This is a genomic window from Corallococcus exercitus, assembly GCF_042231735.1.
Lineage (GTDB): Bacteria > Myxococcota > Myxococcia > Myxococcales > Myxococcaceae > Corallococcus > Corallococcus exercitus_B.
Map to the genome: position 1 here is coordinate 497,512 of NZ_CP102577.1, position 21,530 is coordinate 519,041.

At 70.3% G+C, this 21,530-nt stretch carries 2 protein-coding genes (1 of these 2 running past the window's edge); one reads left to right on the top strand and one right to left on the bottom strand.

What is annotated here, in order from left to right; genetic code table 11:
• Positions 1-20,771, bottom strand: partial view of a non-ribosomal peptide synthase/polyketide synthase gene (locus tag NR792_RS02210; protein WP_375758405.1) — the 5' portion only. Its footprint begins 15,511 nt before the window's first position; only the first 20,771 of its 36,282 coding nucleotides appear in the window; the start codon lies at positions 20,769-20,771; the stop codon falls past the left edge of the window.
• A 289-nt stretch (positions 20,772-21,060) separates the two neighbouring features.
• On the opposite strand from NR792_RS02210, the gene NR792_RS02215 reads away from it, so the two are divergent.
• Complete coding sequence (locus NR792_RS02215) at positions 21,061-21,519, top strand: hypothetical protein (RefSeq protein WP_375758406.1); 459 nt, start codon at positions 21,061-21,063, stop codon at positions 21,517-21,519.
• The last annotated feature ends 11 nt before the right edge of the window (positions 21,520-21,530 follow it).

Consider the following 21,530-nt stretch of genomic DNA (forward strand, 5'->3'; position numbering starts at 1 on the left):
ACGACCATGTCCGGAGCGCGGCGGGCGCACAGGGCCACGGGCTCATCCGGGCGCACGCCCAGCGCCTGGAGCCTGCGTGAGAGGCGCAGGACTCGCTGGTGGAGCTCACGGTAGGTGAGCCGCTCCTCTCCGGCGACGAGCGCGACCGCGTCCGGTGTGCGGGTGGCCTGGGCTTCGAACCGGGAGTGGACGCGGGTGGCGTCGAAGGGACGGGCAGTGTCGTTCCACGCGAGGAGCACCTGCTGGCACTCCTCGGGCGGGAGCAGGGGCAGGTCGTGCACGCGTGTTCCTGGCGTGCGAACGGCGGCCTCCAGCAGCACGCGCAGATGGCCGACGAGCCGGCGGATGGAGTCCTCGCGGAACAAGGCGGTGCTGTACGTGATGGAACCGGCCAGACCCTGGGGCGAGTCCGTGAAGGCGAAGGTGAGGTCGAACTTCGAGGACGTGCTTCCGTCCTGCTCGACGGGGCGCAGGGACAGGATGTCAGGCCGTGCACCTTCCTCCGCGCGGGGCGCGTTCTGGAGGATGAGCATCACCTGGAAGAGCGGTGAGCGGCTCAGGTCGCGCTGAGGCTGAAGCTCCTCGACGAGCTTCTCGAAGGGGATGTCCTGGTGCGCGTAGGCCCCGAGGGTGGCTTCACGCACGCGGCCGAGCAGTTCCACGAAGGTGGGGCCGTCATCCAAGCGGGAGCGCAGCGCGAGCGTGTTGATGAAGAAGCCGATGAGGCCTTCGAGCTCCGCGAAGCGGCGGCCCGCGATGGGCGAGCCGATGACGACGTCGTCCTGCCCGGAGTGGCGCGCGAGCAGGGCCTGGGTGGAAGCCAGCAGCGCCATGAAGAGCGTGGCGCCGTGCCGCTGGGCCAGCGTCTGGAGGCCGTTGGAAAGCTCCTGGGGGAGCAGGAACTGGACGGAGGCGCCGCGGAAGGACTGGACGGCGGGACGGGGGAAATCGGTGGGCAGATCCAGCGCGCTCGGTGCGCCGGTCAGGTGCTGACGCCACCAGGAGCGCTGCCGCTCGAGGGCGTCTCCCTGCAACCAGTTGCGCTGCCAGAGAGCGTAGTCCGCGTACTGGAGGGGCAGTGCAGCCAGTGGCGAAGTGAGGCCTGTGGAGAAGGCGCGGTAGAGGGCACCCAGCTCGCGCACGAGGATGCCCATGGACCAGCCGTCGGAGACGATGTGGTGCATCGTCACGAGCAGCACGTGCTGCTGCTCGGCAAGCCTCAGCAGCGAGGCGCGGAGCAGCGGGCCCTTCGCGAGGTCGAAGGGGCGCAGGGCTTCGGCGCCAGCAAGACGCCGGGCCTCAGCTTCGCGCGCGTCCGGAGCGAGGTGCTCCAGGTCCTGCACGTGCAGGGTGAAGTCAGCGGTGGAGTGGAAGCGTTGGACGGGCTCGCCCGCGTGCTCATGGAAGGTGGTGCGCAGGGACTCGTGACGCTGGAGGAGCTCGCGGAAGGAGCGCTCCAAGGCTGTCAGGTCCAGCGGCCCGTCCAGGTGCAGGGCGCCCGGGATGTTGTACGTGGAAGTCCCGGGCTGGAGCTGATCCAGGAACCACAGTCGCTGCTGAGCGAACGACAGCGGCGCTTCATCGCCACGCGCGATGGCGGCGGGTGGCGGCAGGGCGGTGCCTTCGGTGGCCTGTAGCGCTTCGTCCACACGGAGGGCGAGCCGGGCGAGCGTGGGGGCCTCGAAGAGGGCACGCAGGGGCAGCTCCACGCCGAAGGCGGAGCGGATCCGCGAGACGAGCTGCGTGGCCATCAAGGAGTGGCCACCGAGCGCGAAGAAGTCGTCCTCGCGTCCGATGCGATCCACACGGAGCACGTTGGCCCAGAGGCCGGCCAGCAGTTCCTCGGTGGGCGTGCTTGGGCGCGTGTACGACTCACGTTCCTGCGCGGAGGCCTCCGGCGCGGGAAGCGCGTTGCGGTCGAGCTTGCCGTTGGGTGAGAGCGGCAGGGCCTCCAGCGCGACGAAGGCGGAGGGCACCATGTACTCGGGCAGCCGCTGCCGCAGGGCCTCGCGCACGGTGGCGATGTCGAGGGTCGCGGAGGCGGGGACGACGTAGGCGACGAGGCGCTTGTCGCCAGCCACGTCCTCGCGGGCCACGACCACCGCCTGGCGCACGCCGGGGTGCTGCTCCAGCGCGGACTCAATCTCGCCCAACTCGATGCGCAGGCCGCGCACCTTCACCTGGAAGTCCGCACGGCCCACGTACTCGATGGCACCGTCGGGCAGCCAGCGGGCCACGTCGCCCGTGCGGTACAGCCGCGCGCCCGGTGTGTCGCTGAAGGCATCCGGAATGAAGCGCTCGGCCGTCAGCTCCGGGCGTCCCAGGTAGCCGCGTCCCACCTGCACGCCGCCAATGAAGAGCTCTCCCGGCACGCCCACGGGCACCGGCTCCAGGCGGGAGTCCAGCAGGCGGATCTGGGTATTGGCCACCGGTCGGCCAATGGGTACGGAGCGTCGCGACTCACCCGGCAGGCACGGGTGGAAGGTGACGTCGACGGCGGCCTCGGTGGGGCCGTAGAGGTTGTGAAGCCCGGCCCACGGCAGCCGCTGCAAGCAGCGCTCGGCAAGCTCCACCGGCAGGGCCTCGCCGCTGCACACCACGCGGCGCAGGGAGGTGCACGCTTCCAGCCCGGGCTCCTCCAGGAACACCTGGAGCATGGAGGGCACGAAGTGCAGCGTGGTGACGCCGGCCTCGGAGATGAGGCGCGCGAGGTAGGCCGGGTCCTGGTGGCCGCCGGGCTTGGCGACAACGAGGCGTGCGCCCGTCATGAGGGGCCAGAAGAACTCCCAGACGGAGACGTCGAAGCTGAAGGGCGTCTTCTGCAGGACGACGTCCGAAGGGCCCAAGGCGTAGGCGGACTGCATCCACAGCAGCCGGTTGACGACGGGGCCATGGGCATTCATCGCGCCCTTGGGGCGCCCCGTGCTGCCGGAGGTGAAGATGACGTAGGCCAGGCCGTCGGCGGTGGCGCGAGGGGGAGGCGCATGCCGGGGCTGGAGCGCGATGGCCTCCCACTGGGTGTCGATGCACAGCACCTGGGCGTCATGCGCGGGCAGGCGCGACAGCAGGTGCTCCTGGGCCAACAGCACGGCGGGGCGCGCGTCCTCCAGCATCCAGGTGAGGCGCTGGGCGGGGTAGGCGGGGTCGAAGGGGACGTAGGCGCCGCCGGCCTTGAGCGTGGCGAGCAGGGCGACGACGAGCTCCAGGGAGCGCTCCAGCAGCAGGCCGACGCGAACCTCGGGCCCCACGCCGCGCGCGATGAGGGCATGGGCGAGCTGATTGGCCCGCGCATCCAGCTCCCGGTACGTGAGCGTACGGTCCTCGAAAATGAGCGCCACGGCATCCGGTGTGCGCTCCACTTGCGCCTGGGTCAGCTCCGGCAGGGTGGCTGCGCGCGGGAAGTCGACGCGGGTGTCGTTCCAGTCGAGCAGCACCTGGCGCTGCTCGGCCTCGTCCATGAGGGGCAGCGCGGACACAGGCTGCCCGGCATCCAGGACGACGGCCTGAAGCAGCACGCGCAGGTGGCTGATGAGCCGGCGAATGGAGTCCTCGCGGAACAGGGCGGTGCTGTACGTGACGGAGCCGGCCAGCCCCTGGGGCGAGTCCGTGAAGACGAAGGAGAGGTCGAACTTCGAGGACGTGCTGCCGTCCTGCTCGACGGGGCGCAGGGACAGGGCGTCGGGCCGTGCGCCTTCCTCCGCGCGGGGCGTGTTCTGGAGGATGAGCATCACCTGGAAGAGCGGTGAGCGGCTCAGGTCGCGCTGGGGCTGCAGCTCTTCGACGAGCTTCTCGAAGGGAATGTCCTGGTGCGCGTAGGCCCCGAGGGTGGCTTCACGCACGCGGCCCAGCAGTTCCACGAAGGTGGGGCCGTCATCCAGGCGGGAGCGCAGCGCGAGCGTGTTGATGAAGAAGCCGATGAGGCCTTCGAGCTCCGCGAAGCGGCGGCCCGCGATGGGCGAGCCGATGACGATGTCGTCCTGCCCGGAGTGGCGCGCGAGCAAGGCCTGGGTGGAGGCCAGCAGCGCCATGAAGAGCGTGGCGCCGTTACACTGGGCCAGCGTCTGGAGGCCGTTGGCAAGCTCCGCGGGAAGCAGGAACTGGACGGAGGCGCCAGCGAAGGACTGGACGGCGGGACGCGGGAAGTCGGTGGGCAGCTCCAGCGCACGCGGTGCGCCGGACAGGTGCTGACGCCACCAGGAGCGCTGCCGCTCAAGGGCGTCACCCTGCAACCAGTTGCGCTGCCAGAGAGCGTAGTCGGCGTACTGGAGGGGCAGTGCAGCCAGCGGTGAGTCCAGGCCGGCGGCGAAGGCGCGGTAGAGGGCACCCAGTTCGCGCACGAGGATGCCCATGGACCAGCCGTCGGAGACGATGTGGTGCATCGTCACGAGCAGCACGTGCTGGTGCTCAGCGAGCCTCAGCAGCGAGGCGCGCAGCAGCGGACCCTTCGCGAGGTCGAAGGGGCGCAAGGCTTCGGCGCCAGCGAGACGCCGGGCCTCCGCGTCGCGGGCGTCCGGAGCGAGGTGCTCCAGGTCCTGCACATCCAGGCTGAAGTCGGCAGTGGCGTGGAATCGTTGGACGGGCTCGCCTGCGTGCTCATGGAAGGTGGTGCGCAGGGACTCGTGGCGCTGGAGGAGCTCGCGGAAGGAGCGCTCCAAGGCTGTCAGGTCCAGCGGCCCGTCCAGGCGCAGGGCGCCCGGGATGTTGTACGTGGCCGTCCCGGGCTGGAGCTGATCCAGGAACCACAGTCGCTGCTGAGCGAACGACAGCGGCGCTTCATCGCCACGCGCGATGGCGGCGGGTGCCGGCAGGGCGGTGCCTTCGGTGGCCTGTAGCGCTTCGTCCACACGGAGGGCGAGCCGGGCGAGCGTGGGAGCCTCGAAGAGGGCACGCAGGGGCAGCTCCACGCCAAGGGCGGAGCGGATCCGCGAGACGAGCTGGGTCCCCAGCAGCGAATGTCCACCCACCTCGAAGAAGTCGTCCTCCGCGCCGATGCGCTCCACGCGGAGCACTTCGGTCCAGAGGGCCGCGAGCTTCTGCTCGGTGGGAGTCGTCGGGGGCACGTAGCGTCCCGGCTCCAGCGCGGTCGCGGTGGGGGCGGGAAGGGCGTTGCGGTCCACCTTGCCATTGGGCGTGAGGGGCAGGGCCTCCATCACGACGAAGGAGGAGGGCACCATGTGCGCAGGCAGCAGTTGCTGGAGGTGGGCTCGCAGCGCCGCGGCATCCAGCGTCGGTCCACCGGCCCCGGAGGGAATGGCGACGTAGGCGACGAGGCGCTTGTCGCCGGGCACGTCCTCGCGGGCCATCACCAGCGTCTCGGCGACACCGGGCAGCCGCTGCAATGCGGACTCCACCTCACCCGGTTCGATGCGGAAGCCGCGCACCTTCACCTGGAAGTCGGTGCGGCCCAGGAACTCCAACGTGCCGTCCGCGCGCCAGCGGGCCTTGTCGCCCGTGCGGTAGAGGCGCTCACCGGGCGAGGACGTGAAGGCATTGGGAATGAAGCGCTCGGCGGTGAGGTCGGGGCGGCGCAGGTAGCCCCACGCGAGGCCGGCGCCACCGACGAACAGCTCCCCAGCCACGCCCACGGGCACAGGCCGCAGGTGGGTATCCAGCACGTAGACCGTGGACTGCCCGATGGGCTTGCCGATGGGCACCGCGTGCCCGACGGGGGACCCCGGGCCCATGACGTGGGCGGTGGAGGCGGTGGTGTTCTCTGTCGGGCCGTAGCCGTTGACGAGCACGGATCCAGGAGCCAGCTTCGCCAGGTGCTGGCGGGCGCGCTCGGCGGGCATCACGTCGCCACCGATCATGAGCTGGTTGACCCGCGCCAGGGTCTCGCCCTGATGGATTGCCAGCTGCTCGAAGAGGGCCGTGGTGAGGACGACGCTCGTCGGGGAATGGCGGCGGAAGAAGGCCGCGAGCTCCTCCAGCGAGAGCGAATGCGGCGGCGCGAGCACCAGCTGGGCCCCGTGCAGCAGCGCACCCCAGATCTCCATCGTGGACGCGTCGAAGGCGGTGGGGGCCAGCTGGAAGTAGCGGTGCTCCGGACCGAAGCGGAAGTAGGACGCGCCGCACACCAGCCGCACGACGCCGCGGTGGGGCACCATGACGCCCTTGGGCCGGCCGGTGGAGCCGGAGGTGAACATCACGTAGGCGAGGCTGTCCGGCGATGCGGGCACCCTGGGCGCATGAGTCGGCTTGCGCTCGAGCAGCGCGGCGTCGTCATCCATCAGCAGGGAGGCGCCGAAGAACGACGGAAGGCTCTGCTCCCAATCGGAGCGGGTCACCAGCACGGGCGCCCCGGAGTCCTCCAGCAGCATGGCGAGGCGCTCGTGGGGGTAGTTCATCTCCAGCGGGACGTAGGCCCCGCCGGCCTTGAGGACACCCAGGATGGCGACGATGAGGTCGAGCGAGCGCCCGAGGCCCAGCGCCACGGGAGTGCCCGGACGCACGCCCAGGCCGATGAGCGCATGGGCGAGCTGGTTGGCGCGCTCATCCAGCTGCCGGTACGTGAGGTGGTCATCACCGAAGACCACGGCCACCGCGTCGGGCACCGCGCGCGCCTGATCCGCGAAGCGCTGGTGGATGGAGAGCTCGTCGGGGAACGGCGACCGCGTGTCGTTCCACTGCACCAGGAGCTGGCGCAGCTCGTCCTGGGAAAGCATGGGCGCGGAGGCGAGCGGCGCCTCGGGATGGGAGACGAGCGCTTCGACAAGGGAGACGAAGTGCCGCGCCATGCGCTGTGCGGTAGCGGGAGCGAAGAGGTCGGTGTTGAAGCAGAGCGCGCCCTCGAAGCCGTCGGAGGACTCGAAGACGAACAGCTCCAGCTCGGCCTTGACGTTGTGGCCCTCCAGCTCCAGGCCTCGCAGGGAGAGCCCGGGGAGCTGGAGCGAAGGCATGGACGTGTTCTGCAGGGCGAAGAGGGCCTGGAAGAGCGGCGGGCGCGTCAGGTCGCGCTGGGGCCTCAGGTCCTCGACGAGTCGCTCGAAGGGGATGTCCTGGTGTGCGTAGGCGCCGAGGGACGCTTCACGCACCTGCTGGAGCAACTGGCGGAACGAGGCACCCGACGCGACGTGAGAGCGAAGGACGAGCGTGTTGACGAAGAAGCCGATGAGGCCCTCGGTCTCCACGCGAGTACGGCCGGCGATGGGCGTGCCGACACTGATGTCCTCCTGGCCGGAGTAGCGGGCCAGCAGCGCCTGGAAGGCAGCCATCAGGAGCATGAAGGGCGTGACTGCTTCACGCTGGGCGAGCGCCTTGAGCGCACCCGTCAGCGGCAGGGGCAGCCGCAGTGGCTGCACGCCACCGTGGGCCTTCTGCACGGCGGGGCGGGGGAAGTCAGTGGCCAGCTCCAGCGGAGCCGCGTCCGAGAGGCGCTGGCGCCAGTAGGCAAGCTGGGTGTCGAGCACCTCGCCCTGCAACCAGGAGCGCTGCCAGAGGGCGTAGTCGGCGTACTGGATGGGCAGCTCACGCAGGGGTGAGGGCTGACCTTCGGAGAAGGCCGTGTAGAGCGCGGCCACCTCGCGGATGAGGACACCGCGGGACCAGCCGTCGGACACGATGTGGTGCAGGGTGAAGACGAGCACGTGCTCGGTAGGCGTGAGCTTCAGCAGCAGCGCGCGCACGAGCGGACCGGCGGCCAGGTTGAAGGGACGCTGGGCCTCGATGGACGCCAGGTGCCGCGCTTCGTCGAAAGCCGCATCGCCCAGGTGGCGGAGGTCCACCATCGGCAGGGGCAGGTCGCTGGGGGAAGCGATGCGCTGGAAGGGCTGACCCTGGGTTTCGGAGAAGGTGGTGCGCAGGGCCTCGTGGCGGCGCACCAGCTCGGTGAGGCTCTGCCTCAGGGCTTCGAGGTGCAGCTCGCCTTCCAGCCGGAGGATGGACGGGATGTTGTAGGTGGACGACCCGGGGACGAGCTGATCCATGAACCACAGGCGCTGCTGCGCGAAAGACAGCGGCAGCTCTCCCGTGCGCGGCGCCGGCGCCAGCGGAGGGGCCTGGAAAGCATGCGCCTGTCGCGCGGCCTCGATGCGCGGTGCGAGGGCCGCGATGGTGGGCGCCTCGAAGAGCGCGCGCAGCGGCACTTCCACGCCGAAGGCGGAACGGATGCGGGAGACCAGCTGTGTGGCCAGCAGTGAATGGCCGCCGAGGGCGAAGAAGTCCTCCGCGATGCCAACGCGTTCCAGGCGCAGCACGTCGGCCCAGAGGGACGCGAGCAGTTCCTCGGTGGGAGTGGTTGGGGAGACGTACCCGGTGGAGGATGCGGATGCCTGCGGGATGGGCAGCGCCTGACGGTCGACCTTGCCGTTGGGAGTGAGAGGCAGGGCCTCCAGGAAGACGAAGGCGGAGGGCACCATGTACTCGGGCAGCCGCTGCTTCAGGCTCTCCCGAAGCGCGGACACGTCCGTGGAGTCCGCGACGACGTAGGCGACCAGGCGCGTGTCGCCGGGGGAGTCTTCGCGAGCCACGACGACGGCTTCGTTCACGGAGGGAAGCGTCCGCAGCACGGTGGCGACTTCGCCGGGCTCCACGCGGAAGCCACGCACCTTCACCTGGAAGTCGACGCGGCCGAGGAACTCCACGCGGCCGTCCGCGAGCCAGCGCACGCGGTCACCCGTGCGGTACATGCGAGCGCCAGGGATGGGGCTGAACGGATCCGGCACGTACCGCTCAGCCGTCAGGTCAGGCCGAGCGAGGTAGCCACGCGTCACCTGCGCGCCACCGACGAAGAGCTCGCCGGGGACGCCCAGAGGCGTGGGCCGCAGCGAAGCATCCAGGACGTAGAGGCGGGAGTGCGCCAGCGGCCAGCCCAGTGCCACGGAGGCGGGAGCCGGGTGTGCCGGAGGCAGCTGCACGCGGCCTGCGAGCACGCCGACAGTCGTCTCGGTGGGGCCGTAGTGGTTGTGCACCTCGCAGTCCGGAGCGAGCGCATGCACGGACTGGAGCAGGGCCCAGGTGGAGGACTCACCGCCGAGCACCAGACGCTTGCGAGGCAGGACGTGGCGAGGCTCGGGAGCGGTGAGCAATGCGGCCAGGTGCGAAGGCACCACCTTCATGCAGTCAATGGGATGACGCGCGAAGTAGTCGGCCAGTGCCGCGGGGCTGGAAGCGCACTCCTGGGAGAGGACGTGCAGGAGCCCACCCGTGGTGAGGGCGGGGAAGAGGACGGTATTGCCCAGGTCGGCGACGAAGGTGGAGACGAGCGCGAAGCTGGAGCAAGCCTCCAGGCCCAGTCGCTGCGTCACGGAGTCGACGTAGGTGAAGAGCTGGGAGTGCGCGACGGCGACGCCCTTGGGCCTGCCGGTGGAGCCCGAAGTGAAGAGGACGTAGGCGAGAGAGTCCGCCAATGCCTTGGCGGGAGGCGCATCGGTGCGCAGGCACGAAAGCGCCAGGGCGTCCTCATCCAGACGAACGACGTGCGCGCTGGAAGAGGCAAACGCGGACGCGTGGCGAGCCACCGTAACGACGACGGGCGCGGAGACTTCCTGCACCAGGGACTGCAAGCGCAATGCGGGCTGAGCCGGATCCAGCGGCACGTAGGCACCACCGGCCTTCCAGACGCCCAGCAGCGCAACGACAGTCTCGACGGAGCGCTCCAGGCACAGGGCGACGCACGAATCGGTGCCGACGCCCAGCGAGCGCAGGTGCCAGGCCAACTGGTTGGCACGTGCGTCCAGCTCTCCGTAGGTGAGCACCTGGCCGTCGCACGCCACGGCGGGCGCATCCGGCTGGAGGGCAGCCCGCTGTTCGAAGAGGGAGTGCACGCTCCGAGGCAGAGGAAGCGGCGCCTCCGTGGAGACGAAGTCCTGAAGCAGCAGCTTCCGCTCCGTGTCCGTCAGGAGCGGCAACTCACTGACAAGCATCCCAGGAGAGGCAAGCGCGGCCTCCAGCAGGACGCGCAGGTGCTCCACCATGCGGGAGACGGTGGCCTGCTCGAACAGGTCCGTGCGGTAGCCAAGGGCTCCCGTGAGACCCTGGGGTGTCTGCGTCAGGGAGAGCCGCAGATCGAACTTGGTGGACTCGAAGTCCTGCTCCAGGGGCCGGAAGGTCAGGCCCGCGAGGCTCAGCTCCGTGGCAGGCATGTTCTGCAGCACGAGCATGACCTGGAAGAGGGGCGAGTGACTCAGGCTGCGCTGTGGCTGCAGCTCCTCGACGAGCTTCTCGAAGGGCAGGTGCTGGTGCTCGTAGGCGGCCAGGGTGGTGTCACGCACCTGGGCCACGAGCTGGCGGAACGAAGCCGCGGGCTGCACGTTCGAGCGCAACACGAGTGTGTTGACGAAGAAGCCGATGAGGCCCTCGGTCTCCGCGCGAGTGCGGCCAGCGATGGGAGAGCCGACGGAGACGTCCTCCTGGCCGGAGTAGCGCGACAGCAGCACCTGGAAGGCGGCCAGCAGGGCCATGAAGGGCGTGACGCCCTCGCGCTGACAGAAGTCGGACAGCGCCGCTGACAAAGACAGAGGCAGGTGCACGGGCAGGGACGCACCGCGCTGAGACTGCACTGCGGGACGCGGCTTGTCCGTGGGCAGCTCCAGCAGGGCGGGAGCACCGGAGAGCTGCTGCTTCCAGTAGTCCAGCTGCGCTCCGAGCGCATCGCCTTGCAGCCACGAGCGCTGCCAGACGGCGAAGTCGGCATACTGCAAGGGCAGGTCGGGAAGCGGTGAAGGCCTGTTCTGGACGAAGGCCGCATAGAGCGCGGCCACCTCGCGCACGAGCACCCCGCGAGACCATCCGTCCGAGACGATGTGGTGCAGTGTCACGAGCAGCACGTGCTGGTGCTCGGTGAGCTTCAGGAGCGAGGCGCGCAGCAGCGGGCCCCGGGTGAGCTCAAAGGGACGCAGCGCTTCCTCGGCGGCGAGCCGCTGCGCTTCCGTCTGACGCGCCTCCTCGGTGAGGTGCTCCAGGTCCACCCGGTCCAGGATGAAGTCCACGGAGGAGTGGATGCGCTGGACGGGCTCGCCCGCGTGCGCGTGGAAGGTGGTGCGCAGGGACTCGTGACGGCGGATGAGCTCGTGGAAGGCGCGCTCCAGGGCGGAGACGTCGGCTGGACCCTCCAGGCGCAGCGCGTACGGCATGTTGTACGTGGCCGTTCCAGGCTGGAGCTGATCCAGGAACCAGAGCCGCTGCTGCGCGAACGACAGCGGCAGCTCCCCCGTGCGAGGCACCGCGACGAGGGGTGGTGCCAGAAGCCCGGACGTACGGGCCCTGGCGTCATCGATGCGGCGCGCGAGGCCTGTCAGGCTCGGGGCTTCGAAGACGGAGCGCAGGGGCAGCTCCACGTCGAAAGCCGCGCGCACGCGGGCCACGAGCTGCGTGGCCAGCAGCGAGTGTCCGCCCAGCTCGAAGAAGTGGTCGGTGGAGCCTACGCGGGGAAGGCGCAGCACCTCGGCCCAGAGGGACGCGAGCTTCTCCTCGGTAGGCGTGCCCGGGGCGACGTAGGCGGAGGAAGAGCTGGTGGCTTCGGGAACGGGAAGGGCCTTGCGGTCGACCTTGCCGTTGGGAGTGAGGGGCAGGGCCTCCAGGAAGACGAAGGCGGAGGGCACCATGTACTCGGGCAGCCGCTGCTTCAGGGCGTCGCGGAGCGAGGACACGTCCGTGGAGTCCGCGACGACGTAGGCGACGAGGCGTGCCTCGCCGGGAGAATCCTCGCGAGCCACGACGACGGCTTCATGCACGGAGGGAAGTGCACGAAGCACGGTGGCGATTTCGCCGGGCTCCACGCGGAAGCCACGCACCTTCACCTGGAAGTCGACGCGGCCGAGGAACTCCACGCGGCCGTCCGCGAGCCAGCGCACGCGGTCACCCGTGCGGTACATGCGAGCACCGGCAATAGGGCTGAACGGATCCGGCACGTAGCGCTCGGCCGTCAAGTCAGGGCGGCCGAGGTAGCCGCGCGTCACCTGTGCGCCACCGACGAAGAGCTCGCCGGGGACGCCCAGCGGAGTGGGCCGCAGCGAAGCATCCAGGACGTAGAGGCGAGAGTGCGCCAGCGGCCAGCCCAGTGCCACGGAGGCGGGAGTCGGATTTGCCGGAGGCAGGAGCACACGGCCTGCGAGCACGCCAACGGTCGTCTCGGTGGGGCCGTAGTGGTTGTGAACCTCGCAGTCCGGAGCGAGCGCATGCACGGACTGGAGCAGGGCCCAGGTGGAGGACTCACCGCCGAGCACCAGACGCTTGCGAGGCAGGACGTGGCGAGGCTCGGGAGCAGTAAGCAATGCGGCCAGGTGCGAAGGCACCACCTTCATGCAGTCGATGGGGTGACGCGCGAAGTAGTCGGCCAGTGCCGCGGGGCTGGAGGCGCACTCCTGGGAGAGGACGTGCAGGAGCCCACCCGTGGTGAGGGCGGGGAAGAGGACGGTGTTGCCCAGGTCGGCGACGAAGGTGGAGACGAGCGCGAAGCTTGCGCAGGCCTCCAGGCCCAGGCGCTGCGTCACGGAGTCGACGTAGGTGAAGAGCTGGGAGTGCGCGACGGCGACGCCCTTGGGCCTGCCAGTGGAGCCCGAAGTGAAGAGGACGTAGGCGAGGGAGTCCGGATGCGCCTCCCCCGGAGGGGCGTCGGTGCGCAGGCGCGAAAGCGCCAGGGCGTCTTCATCCAGGCGGACGGCATGCGCGGAAGTGGATGCGAAGGAGGACGCGTGGCGAGCCACCGTAACGACGACGGGCGCGGAGACTTCCTGCACGAGGGACTGCAAGCGTAGGGCAGGCTGAGCCGGGTCCAGTGGCACGTAGGCACCCCCGGCCTTCCAGACGCCCAGCAAGGCAACAACGGTTTCGACGGAGCGCTCCAGGCACAGGGCGACGCACGAGTCAGTGCCGACGCCCAGCGAGCGCAGGTGCCAGGCCAACTGGTTGGCGCGCGCGTCCAGCTCTCCGTAGGTAAGTACCTGGCCGTCGCACGCCACGGCGGGCGCATCCGGCTGGAGGGCCGCGCGCTGCTCGAAGAGGGAGTGCACGCTGCACGGCGGAGGAAGCGGCGCCGCGGTGGAGACGAAGTCCGAGAGGAGCAGCTTCTTCTCCGCGTCCGTCAGCAGCGGCAGCTCACTGACGTGTGAGTCGGGCGAAGCGAGCGCGGCCTCCAAGAGGACGCGCAGGTGCTCGACCATGCGGGAGATGGTGGCCTCCACGAAGAGGTCGGTGCGGTAGCCCAGGGTGCCGGTGAGGCCATGCGGCGTCTGGGAGAGTGACAGGGTGAGGTCGGACTTGGTCGCCTCGAAGTCGCGCGCGAGCGGCTGGAAGGACAGCCCCGAAAGACTCAGCTCCGAGGCTGGCGCGTTCTGCAGCACGAGCATCACCTGGAAGAGAGGCGAGTGACTCAGGCTGCGCTGCGGTTGCAGCTCCTCGACGAGCTTCTCGAAGGGCAGGTGCTGGTGCTCGTAGGCGGCCAGGGTGGTGTCACGCACCTGGGCCAGGAGCTGCCGGAACGAAGCGTCCGGCGCGACGTGGGAGCGCAGGACCAGGGTGTTGATGAACAGGCCGATGAGGCCCTCGGTCTCCCCCCGGGTGCGGCCGGCGATGGGCGTGCCGACGGAGACATCCTCCTGGCCGGAGTAGCGCGACAGCAGCACCTGGAAGGCCGCCAGCAGGGCCATGAAGGGCGTGACGCCTTCACGTTGGCAGAAGTCCGTGAGCGCATCGGACAGCGGCAGGTGCACGGGCAGGGACGCACCGCGCTGGGACTGCACGGCGGGACGCGGCCTGTCCGTGGGCAGCTCCAGCAGGGCAGGAGCGCCCGTGAGCTGCTGCTTCCAGTAGCCCAGCTGCGCCTCCAGCACCTCCCCCTGCAACCACGACCGCTGCCATGCCGCGTAGTCCGCGTACTGCACGGGCAGCGGGGCCACGTCCGGCGTCCGCCCTTCACGGAACGCCTCGTAGAAGGAGACAAGCTCCCGCACGAGCACGCCCGTGGACCAGCCGTCGGAGACGATGTGGTGCATCGTCAAGAGCAGTACGTGCTCGGTGGCCGCGAGCCTCAGCAACTGGACGCGCAGCAGCGGCCCTTGCGCGAGATCGAACGGACGCATGGCCTCGGCGGAGGCCAGGCGCCGCGACTCCTCCAGCGCCGCGTCTCCCCGTGCGCTCAGGTCCACCACGGGCAGGGAGAAGTCGACAGCGGGGTGGATGACCTGGACGGGCTCGGGCTGCCGTGGCGCGAAGGTTGTGCGGAGGGGTTCGTGCCGCTCGATGAGGGCGCGGAAGGCCCGCTCCAGCGCCGCGACGTCCACGACCCCCTGCATCCGCAGGGCCGTGGGAATGTTGTAGGCGAGGTTCCCAGGCTCCAGCTGATCAATCAGCCACAGCCGCTGCTGCGCGAAGGACAGCGGCAGGTCCCCCGTGCGAGGCACCGGCGTCAACGCAGGCCCCTCCACGGAAGCCCGAGGCCCGGCCTCGTCGATGCGCCGGGCGAGCGCCGCCAGGGTGGGCGCCTCGAAGAAGGTGCGAAGCGGCAGCTCCACGCCGAAGGCCGCGAGCACGCGCGAGACAAGCTGGGTGGCCAGCAGCGAATGTCCACCCGCCTCGAAGAAGTCGTCCTCCGCGCCGATGCGCTCCACGCGGAGCACCTCGGTCCAGAGGGCCGCGAGCTTCTGCTCGGTGGGAGTCGTCGGGGGCACGTAGCGTCCCGGCTCCAGCGCGGTCGCGGTGGGCGCGGGAAGGGCGTTGCGGTCCACCTTGCCATTGGGCGTGAGGGGCAGGGCCTCCATCACGACGAAGGAGGAGGGCACCATGTGCGCGGGCAGCAGTTGCTGGAGGTGGGCTCGCAGCGCCGCGGCATCCAGCGTCGGTCCACCGGCCCCGGAGGGAATGGCGACGTAGGCGACGAGGCGCTTGTCGCCGGGCACGTCCTCGCGGGCCATCACCAGCGTCTCGGCGACACCGGGCAGTTGCTGCAGCGCGGACTCCACCTCGCCCGGTTCAATGCGGAAGCCGCGCACCTTCACCTGGAAGTCGATGCGGCCCAGGAACTCCAGCGTGCCGTCCGCGCGCCAGCGGGCCTTGTCGCCCGTGCGGTAGAGGCGCTCGCCCGGAATCGCGGCAAAGGGATGCGGAACGAAGCGCTCGGCGGTGAGGTCGGGGCGGCGCAGATGGCCCCACGCGAGGCCGTCGCCTCCGACGAACAGCTCCCCAGCCACGCCCACGGGCACGGGCCGCAGGTGGGTATCCAGCACGTAGGTCGTGGACTGCCCGATGGGCTTGCCGATGGGCACCGCGTGCCCGACGGTGGCCCCCGGGCCCATGACATGGGCGGTGGAGGCGGTGGTGTTCTCTGTCGGGCCGTAGCCGTTGACGAGCACGGAGCCGGGAGCCAGCTTCGCCAGGTGCTGGCGGGCGCGCTCCGCGGGCATCACGTCGCCACCGACCATGAGCTGGGGCACGCGCGCCAGCGTGTCTCCCTGGTGGAGCGCCAGCTGCTCGAAGAGCGCCGTGGTGAGGATGACGCTGGTGGGGGCGTGGCGGCGGAAGAGGGCTGCGAGCTCCTCCAGCGACAGCGAATGCGGCGGCGCGAGCACCAGCTGGGCTCCGTGCAGCAGCGCGCCCCAGATCTCCTGAGTGGAGGTGTCGAAGGCGATGGCCGCCAGTTGGAGGTAACGGTGCTCCGGGCCGAAGCGGAAGTAGGACGCGCCGCACACCAGCCGCACGACGCCGCGGTGGGCCACCATGACGCCCTTGGGCCGGCCGGTGGAGCCCGAGGTGAACATCACGTAGGCGAGGCTGTCCGCCGAGGTGAACACGGCGGGCGCGTGCGTGGGCTTGTTCGCGAGCAGCGCGGCGTCGTCATCCATCAGCAGGGTGGCGCCGAAGAACGACGGAAGGCTCTGCTCCCAATCGGAGCGGGTCACCAGCACGGGCGCCCCGGAGTCCTCCAGCAGCATGGCGAGGCGCTCGTGGGGGTAGTTCATCTCCAGCGGGACGTAGGCCCCGCCGGCCTTGAGGACACCCAGGATGGCGACGATGAGGTCGAGCGAGCGCCCGAGGCCCAGCGCCACGGGAGTGCCCGGACGCACGCCCAGGCCGATGAGCGCATGGGCAAGCTGGTTGGCGCGCTCATCCAGTTGCCGGTACGTGAGGTGGTCATCACCGAAGACCACGGCCACCGCGTCCGGCCTCGCGCGCGCCTGATCCGCGAAGCGCTGGTGGATGGAGAGCTCGTCGGGGAAGGGCGACCGCGTGTCGTTCCAGTCGATGAGCACCTGGCGCTGCTCGGCCTCGTCCATGAGCGGTAGCGCGGACACGGGCTGCCGCACGTCCCGGACGACGGCCTGGAGCAGCGAACGCAGGTGTCCCAGCATGCGCGCGACGGTGGCCTCGTCGAAGAGGGCGGTGCGGTACTCGGCGGAGAGGCGAAGGCCGCGAGCCTCCTCGGAGGCGATGAGCGTCAGGTCGAAGCGGGCCACGCCGCCGTCCACCGGCAACGTGTCCATGCGCAGGCCGGGAAGCGGCACGAGCGACAGGGGCGCGTTCTGCAGGACGAACATCACCTGGAACAGCGGTGAGACGTTCAGCCAGCGCGAGGGCTGGAGCACCTCCACCAGCTTCTCGAAGGGCACGTCCTGGTGCGCGAAGGCGCCAAGGGCGGAGTCATGCACCTGGCTCAGCAGCTCACGGAAGGACGGGTCCCCGGACAGGTCCGCGCGAAGGACGAGCGTGTTGACGAACAGGCCGATGAGGCCTTCGAGCTCGGAGCGCGAGCGGCCGGCGACGGGAGTGCCGACGGCGAGGTCGTCCTGACCGGAGTAGCGCTGGAGCAGGACGTTGAACGCCGCCAGCAGCACGGAGAACAGCGTGCGGCCCTCGCGCAGGGCCACGAGCTTGAGGCGCTGGACGAGCGGAAGGGGCAACAGCAACTCGTAGCGAGCCCCCCGGCCGTCGGGCTGCGCCTGGCGTGGCCGGTCCGTAGGCAGCTCCAGCACGGCGTGCGGATCCAACCGCTGACGCCAGTACGACAGCTGTGCTTCGAGCGCGTCCCCCCGCATCCACTGGCGCTGCCATGCGGCATGGTCCGCGTACTGCAGGCGCAGCGGTGTCAGGGACGGGGCCTGGCCGGAAGCGAAGGCCCGGTACAACTCCGCCACCTCGCGGACGAGCACGCCCAGGGACCAGCCGTCGGACACGATGTGGTGGATCGTCAGGAGCAGCAGGTGCTCCTGCTCCTCCAGGACCAGGAGGGCCGCGCGCAGCAGGGGCCCGGTGGTGAGCGTGAAGGGGCGAACGGCCTCGGCGGTGGCGCGGCGGCGTGCCTCGGCCTGACGCTCCTCGTGCGGCAGGGAGCGCAGGTCGGTGAGGTCCAGCGCCAGGGCGGAAGGCGGCGCGATGATCTGGACGGGGCCTTCGGGCGTGTCGCGGAACGTGGTGCGCAGGGCCTCGTGCCGGTGCACCAGCGCCTCGAGCCCCCGGCGCAGGGAATCGACGTCCAGAGCCCCGGACAGCCGTAGGGCGACGGGCATGTTGTACGTGGCCGTCCCGGGCTCCAGCTGATCAATCAGCCACAGCCGCTGCTGGGCGAAGGACAGCGGCGGAGCGTCCCCGCGCGGCACCGGCACCAGGGGTGGCAACCCGGTCGCGGGTTCCGACGCGCTGGTCGCGTCGAGGTGCCGCGCGAGGCCTTCCAACGTCGGGGCCTCGAAGACGGTGCGCAGGGCCAGCTCCACGCCGAAGACCGCGCGCACGCGTGAGACCATCTGCGTGGCCAGGAGCGAGTGGCCGCCCAGCTCGAAGAAGTGGTCGGTGGCGCCCACGCGGGGAACGCGCAGCACCTGGGCCCAGAGTGCCGCGAGCTTCTCCTCGGTGGGGTTGCGCGGGGCGACGTACTCAGCGGTGGAGACCGGGGCCTCCGGGGCCGGCAGGGCCTTGCGGTCCACCTTGCCACTGGGCGTCAGGGGCAGGGCCTCCAGCACCACGAACGCGGAGGGCACCATGTACTCCGGCAGCTTCTCGTGCAGCCGCGAGCGCAGCGCGGAGACGTCCACCGTCTCCGCGCCACTCCGGCATGCGACGTAGGCCACCAGCCGCTTGTCACCGGCAGCGTCCTCACGGGCCACGACCACCGCCTGGCGCACGCCGGGGTGCTGCTCCAGAGCGGACTCAATCTCGCCCAGCTCGATGCGCAGGCCGCGCACCTTCACCTGGAAGTCCGCACGGCCCACGTACTCGATGGCGCCGTCGGGCAGCCAGCGGGCCACGTCGCCGGTGCGGTACAGCCGCGCGCCCGGCGAGTCGCTGAAGGCATCCGGGATGAAGCGCTCGGCCGTCAGCTCCGGGCGTCCCAGGTAGCCGCGCCCCACCTGCACGCCGCCGATGAAGAGCTCTCCCGGCACACCCACGGGCACGGGCTCCAGGCGGGAGTCCAGCAGGCGGATATGGGTATTGGCCACCGGCCGGCCAATGGGCACGGAGCGTCGCGACTCACCCGGCAGGCACTGGTGGAAGGTGACGTCGACGGCGGCCTCGGTGGGGCCGTAGAGGTTGTGCAGCCCGGCCCACGGCAGCCGCCGCAAGCAGCGCTCGGCAAGCTCCACCGGCAGGGCCTCGCCGCTGCACACCACGCGGCGCAGGGAGGTGCACGCTTCCAGGCCGGGCTCCTCCAGGAACACCTGGAGCATGGAGGGCACGAAGTGCAGCGTGGTGACACCGGCCTCGGAGATGAGGCGCGCGAGGTACGTCGGGTCCTGGTGTCCCCCAGGCTTCGCGACGACGAGGCGCGCGCCCGTCATGAGAGGCCAGAAGAATTCCCAGACGGAGACGTCGAAGCTGAAGGGCGTCTTCTGCAGGACGACGTCCGAAGGCCCCAGGCCATAGGCGGACTGCATCCACAGCAGCCGGTTGACGACCGGGCCATGGGCATTCATCGCGCCCTTGGGACGGCCGGTGCTACCGGAGGTGAAGATGACGTAGGCCAGACCATCGGCGGTGGCGCGAGGAGGAGGCGCATGCCGGGGCTGGAGCGCGATGTCCTCCCACTGGGTGTCGATGCACAGCACCTGGGCGTCATGTGCGGGCAGACGCGACAGCAGGTGCTCCTGGGCCAGCAGCACGGCGGGACGCGCGTCCTCCAGCATCCAGGTGAGGCGTTGGGCGGGGTAGGCGGGGTCGAAGGGGACGTAGGCGCCGCCGGCCTTGAGCGTGGCGAGCAGGGCCACGACGAGCTCCAGCGAGCGCTCCAGCAGCAGGCCGACGCGAACCTCGGGACCCACGCCCCGTGCGATGAGGGCATGGGCGAGCTGGTTGGCCCGCGCATCCAGCTCCCGGTACGTGAGCGTGCGGCCCTCGAACACCAAAGCAACCGCGTCGGGCGTGCGCTCCACCTGCGCCTGGATCAGCTCCGGCAGGGTGGCCGCGCGGGGGAAATCAGCCGCCGTCGCGTTCCAGTCGAGCAGCACCTGACGCTGCTCGACCTCGTCCATGAGGGGCAGCGCGGACACACGCTGTCCGGCGTCCAGGACGACGGCCTGGAGCAGCGAACGCAGGTGCCCCAGCATGCGCGCGACGGTGGTTTCGTCGAAGAGGGCGGTGCGGTACTCGGCGATGAGGCGCAGGCCGCGAGCCTCTTCGGTGGCGATGAGCGTCAGGTCGAACCGGGCCGCGCCCGCGTCCACCGGCTGTGCATCCATGCGCAGGCCGGGGAGGGGAGGGAGGGAGAGCGGCGCGTTCTGCAGGACGAACATCACCTGGAACAGCGGTGAGACGTTCAGCCGGCGCGAGGGCTGGAGCACCTCCACCAGCTTTTCGAAGGACACGTCCTGGTGCGCGAAGGCGCCAAGGGCGGAGTCATGCACCTGGCCCAACAGCTGACGGAAGGACGGGTCCCCGGACAGGTCCGAACGCAGGACGAGCGTGTTGACGAACAGGCCGATGAGGCCTTCGAGCTCGGAGCGCGAGCGGCCGGCGACAGGGGTGCCAACGGTGAGGTCGTCCTGACCGGAGTAGCGCTGGAGCAGGACGTTGAACGCCGCCAGCAGCACGGAGAACAGCGTGCGGCCCTCGCGCTGGCCCAGCTCCTTGAGGGCCTGGGTGAGCACCAGGGACAGGACGATGGAGTGGCGCGCGCCCTGGACGTCCATGTTCGCGGGGCGCGGACGGTCCGAGGGCAGCTCCAGCACGGCGTGAGGATCCAACCGCTGGCGCCAGTACGACAGCTGCGCTTCGAGCGCGTCCCCCTGCGACCCCTGCCGCTGCCACGCGGCAAAGTCCGCGTACTGCAACGGCAAAGCCGTCAGGGACGACGGCTGGCCGGACGCGAAGGCCTGGTACAGCTCCGCCACCTCGCGGACCAGCACGCCCATGGACCAGCCGTCGGACACGATGTGGTGGACCGTGACGAGCAGCAGGTGCTCTTGCGCGGAGAGCCGATAGCGCACCGCGCGAAGCAGCGGCCCCCGCTCCAGGTCGAACGGCACACGGACGTCTTCCCGCACACGGCGCAAGGCCTCGGGTTCACGCTGCGCTTCAGGCAGGCCCCCCAGGTCCACCTCCGCGATGGACAGCTCCAGGTCCGGAGCGACCTGCTGGAGCGGCCGGCCCTCGTGCTCCGGGAAGGTGGTGCGAAGCGCGTCATGGCGGTCCACGACGGCCTGGAAGGCCCGGGAGAGCGCCACGGGGTCCAGCTTCCCGGAGAGGCGCACGGTGACGGCCATGTGGAGCGCCGCGTTGCCGGGTGACAGCCGCTCCTGGAGCCACATCCGTTCCTGCCCGAAGGAGGCGGCCACGCGGGTGGACGGACGGATCTTTCCACGCAGCAATTCGGCCAGCCGCGAGCGCTTGTCATCAGAGGGGAGGGTCATGTTGGCGCCAGCTCCTTCGTGTCGCACGGACGGGCGCCGACTCCTCCTGTGGAGCGGCGTCTTCCTGAAGTGCGCGACGACGTGAACTGGGGGCCAGCTATCTCACCGAACGGTTACCTTGTCCAAACACGAGGCGGACTGAGCCCGGCGGCCAGGATGTCCGGGGCGCGTGAATCGCGCACGGCAAGCTCCTGGGTGTCCACGGACGCAATCACACACAGTGCGGGCCGCTCGATGAGGCGCTTCGTGGAGGTTGTCTGGCGGGCCTGCGCGCCTCTAGGCTTGCCGGATGAAACGACTCCTCGCGGCGCTGCTCCTGCTTCCTTCGATGGCCTTCGGCCAGGTGCGTGTCGACATCGATGTGAAGCTGCCCGACATCGTCTTCAAGACCGCGCCGGCGCTCGTCGTCGTGCAGCCCGGCGTGCAGGTGGTGGAGGACTACGACGAGGACCTCTACGTCGTGGACGATGCGTACTGGGTGCGCCGCGATGGGCGGTGGTACCGGGCGCGCGACTACCGCGGTGGCTGGGAGGTCGTGGAGGAGCGGCGGGTCCCCGTCACCGTCGTCAAGCTGCCTCCCGGGCGCTACAAGCGGTGGAAGCGCTCGAAGAAGGGGGCCGTCGTGCCCGCGTCGTACCGTGAAGGCGGCCGCGAGCACCATCATGACCGGGACCGCGGCGATGACCACCACAAGGACCGGGGTCACGACGACCACCACAAGGGCGGCAAGGGCAAGGGGAAGAAGTAGCTCCGCCTCGG

Excerpts from the sequence above, each read along its gene's own strand:
- NR792_RS02215 (WP_375758406.1), top strand. The coding sequence starts at position 21,061 with ATGAAACGACTCCTCGCGGCGCTGCTCCTGCTTCCTTCGATGGCCTTC.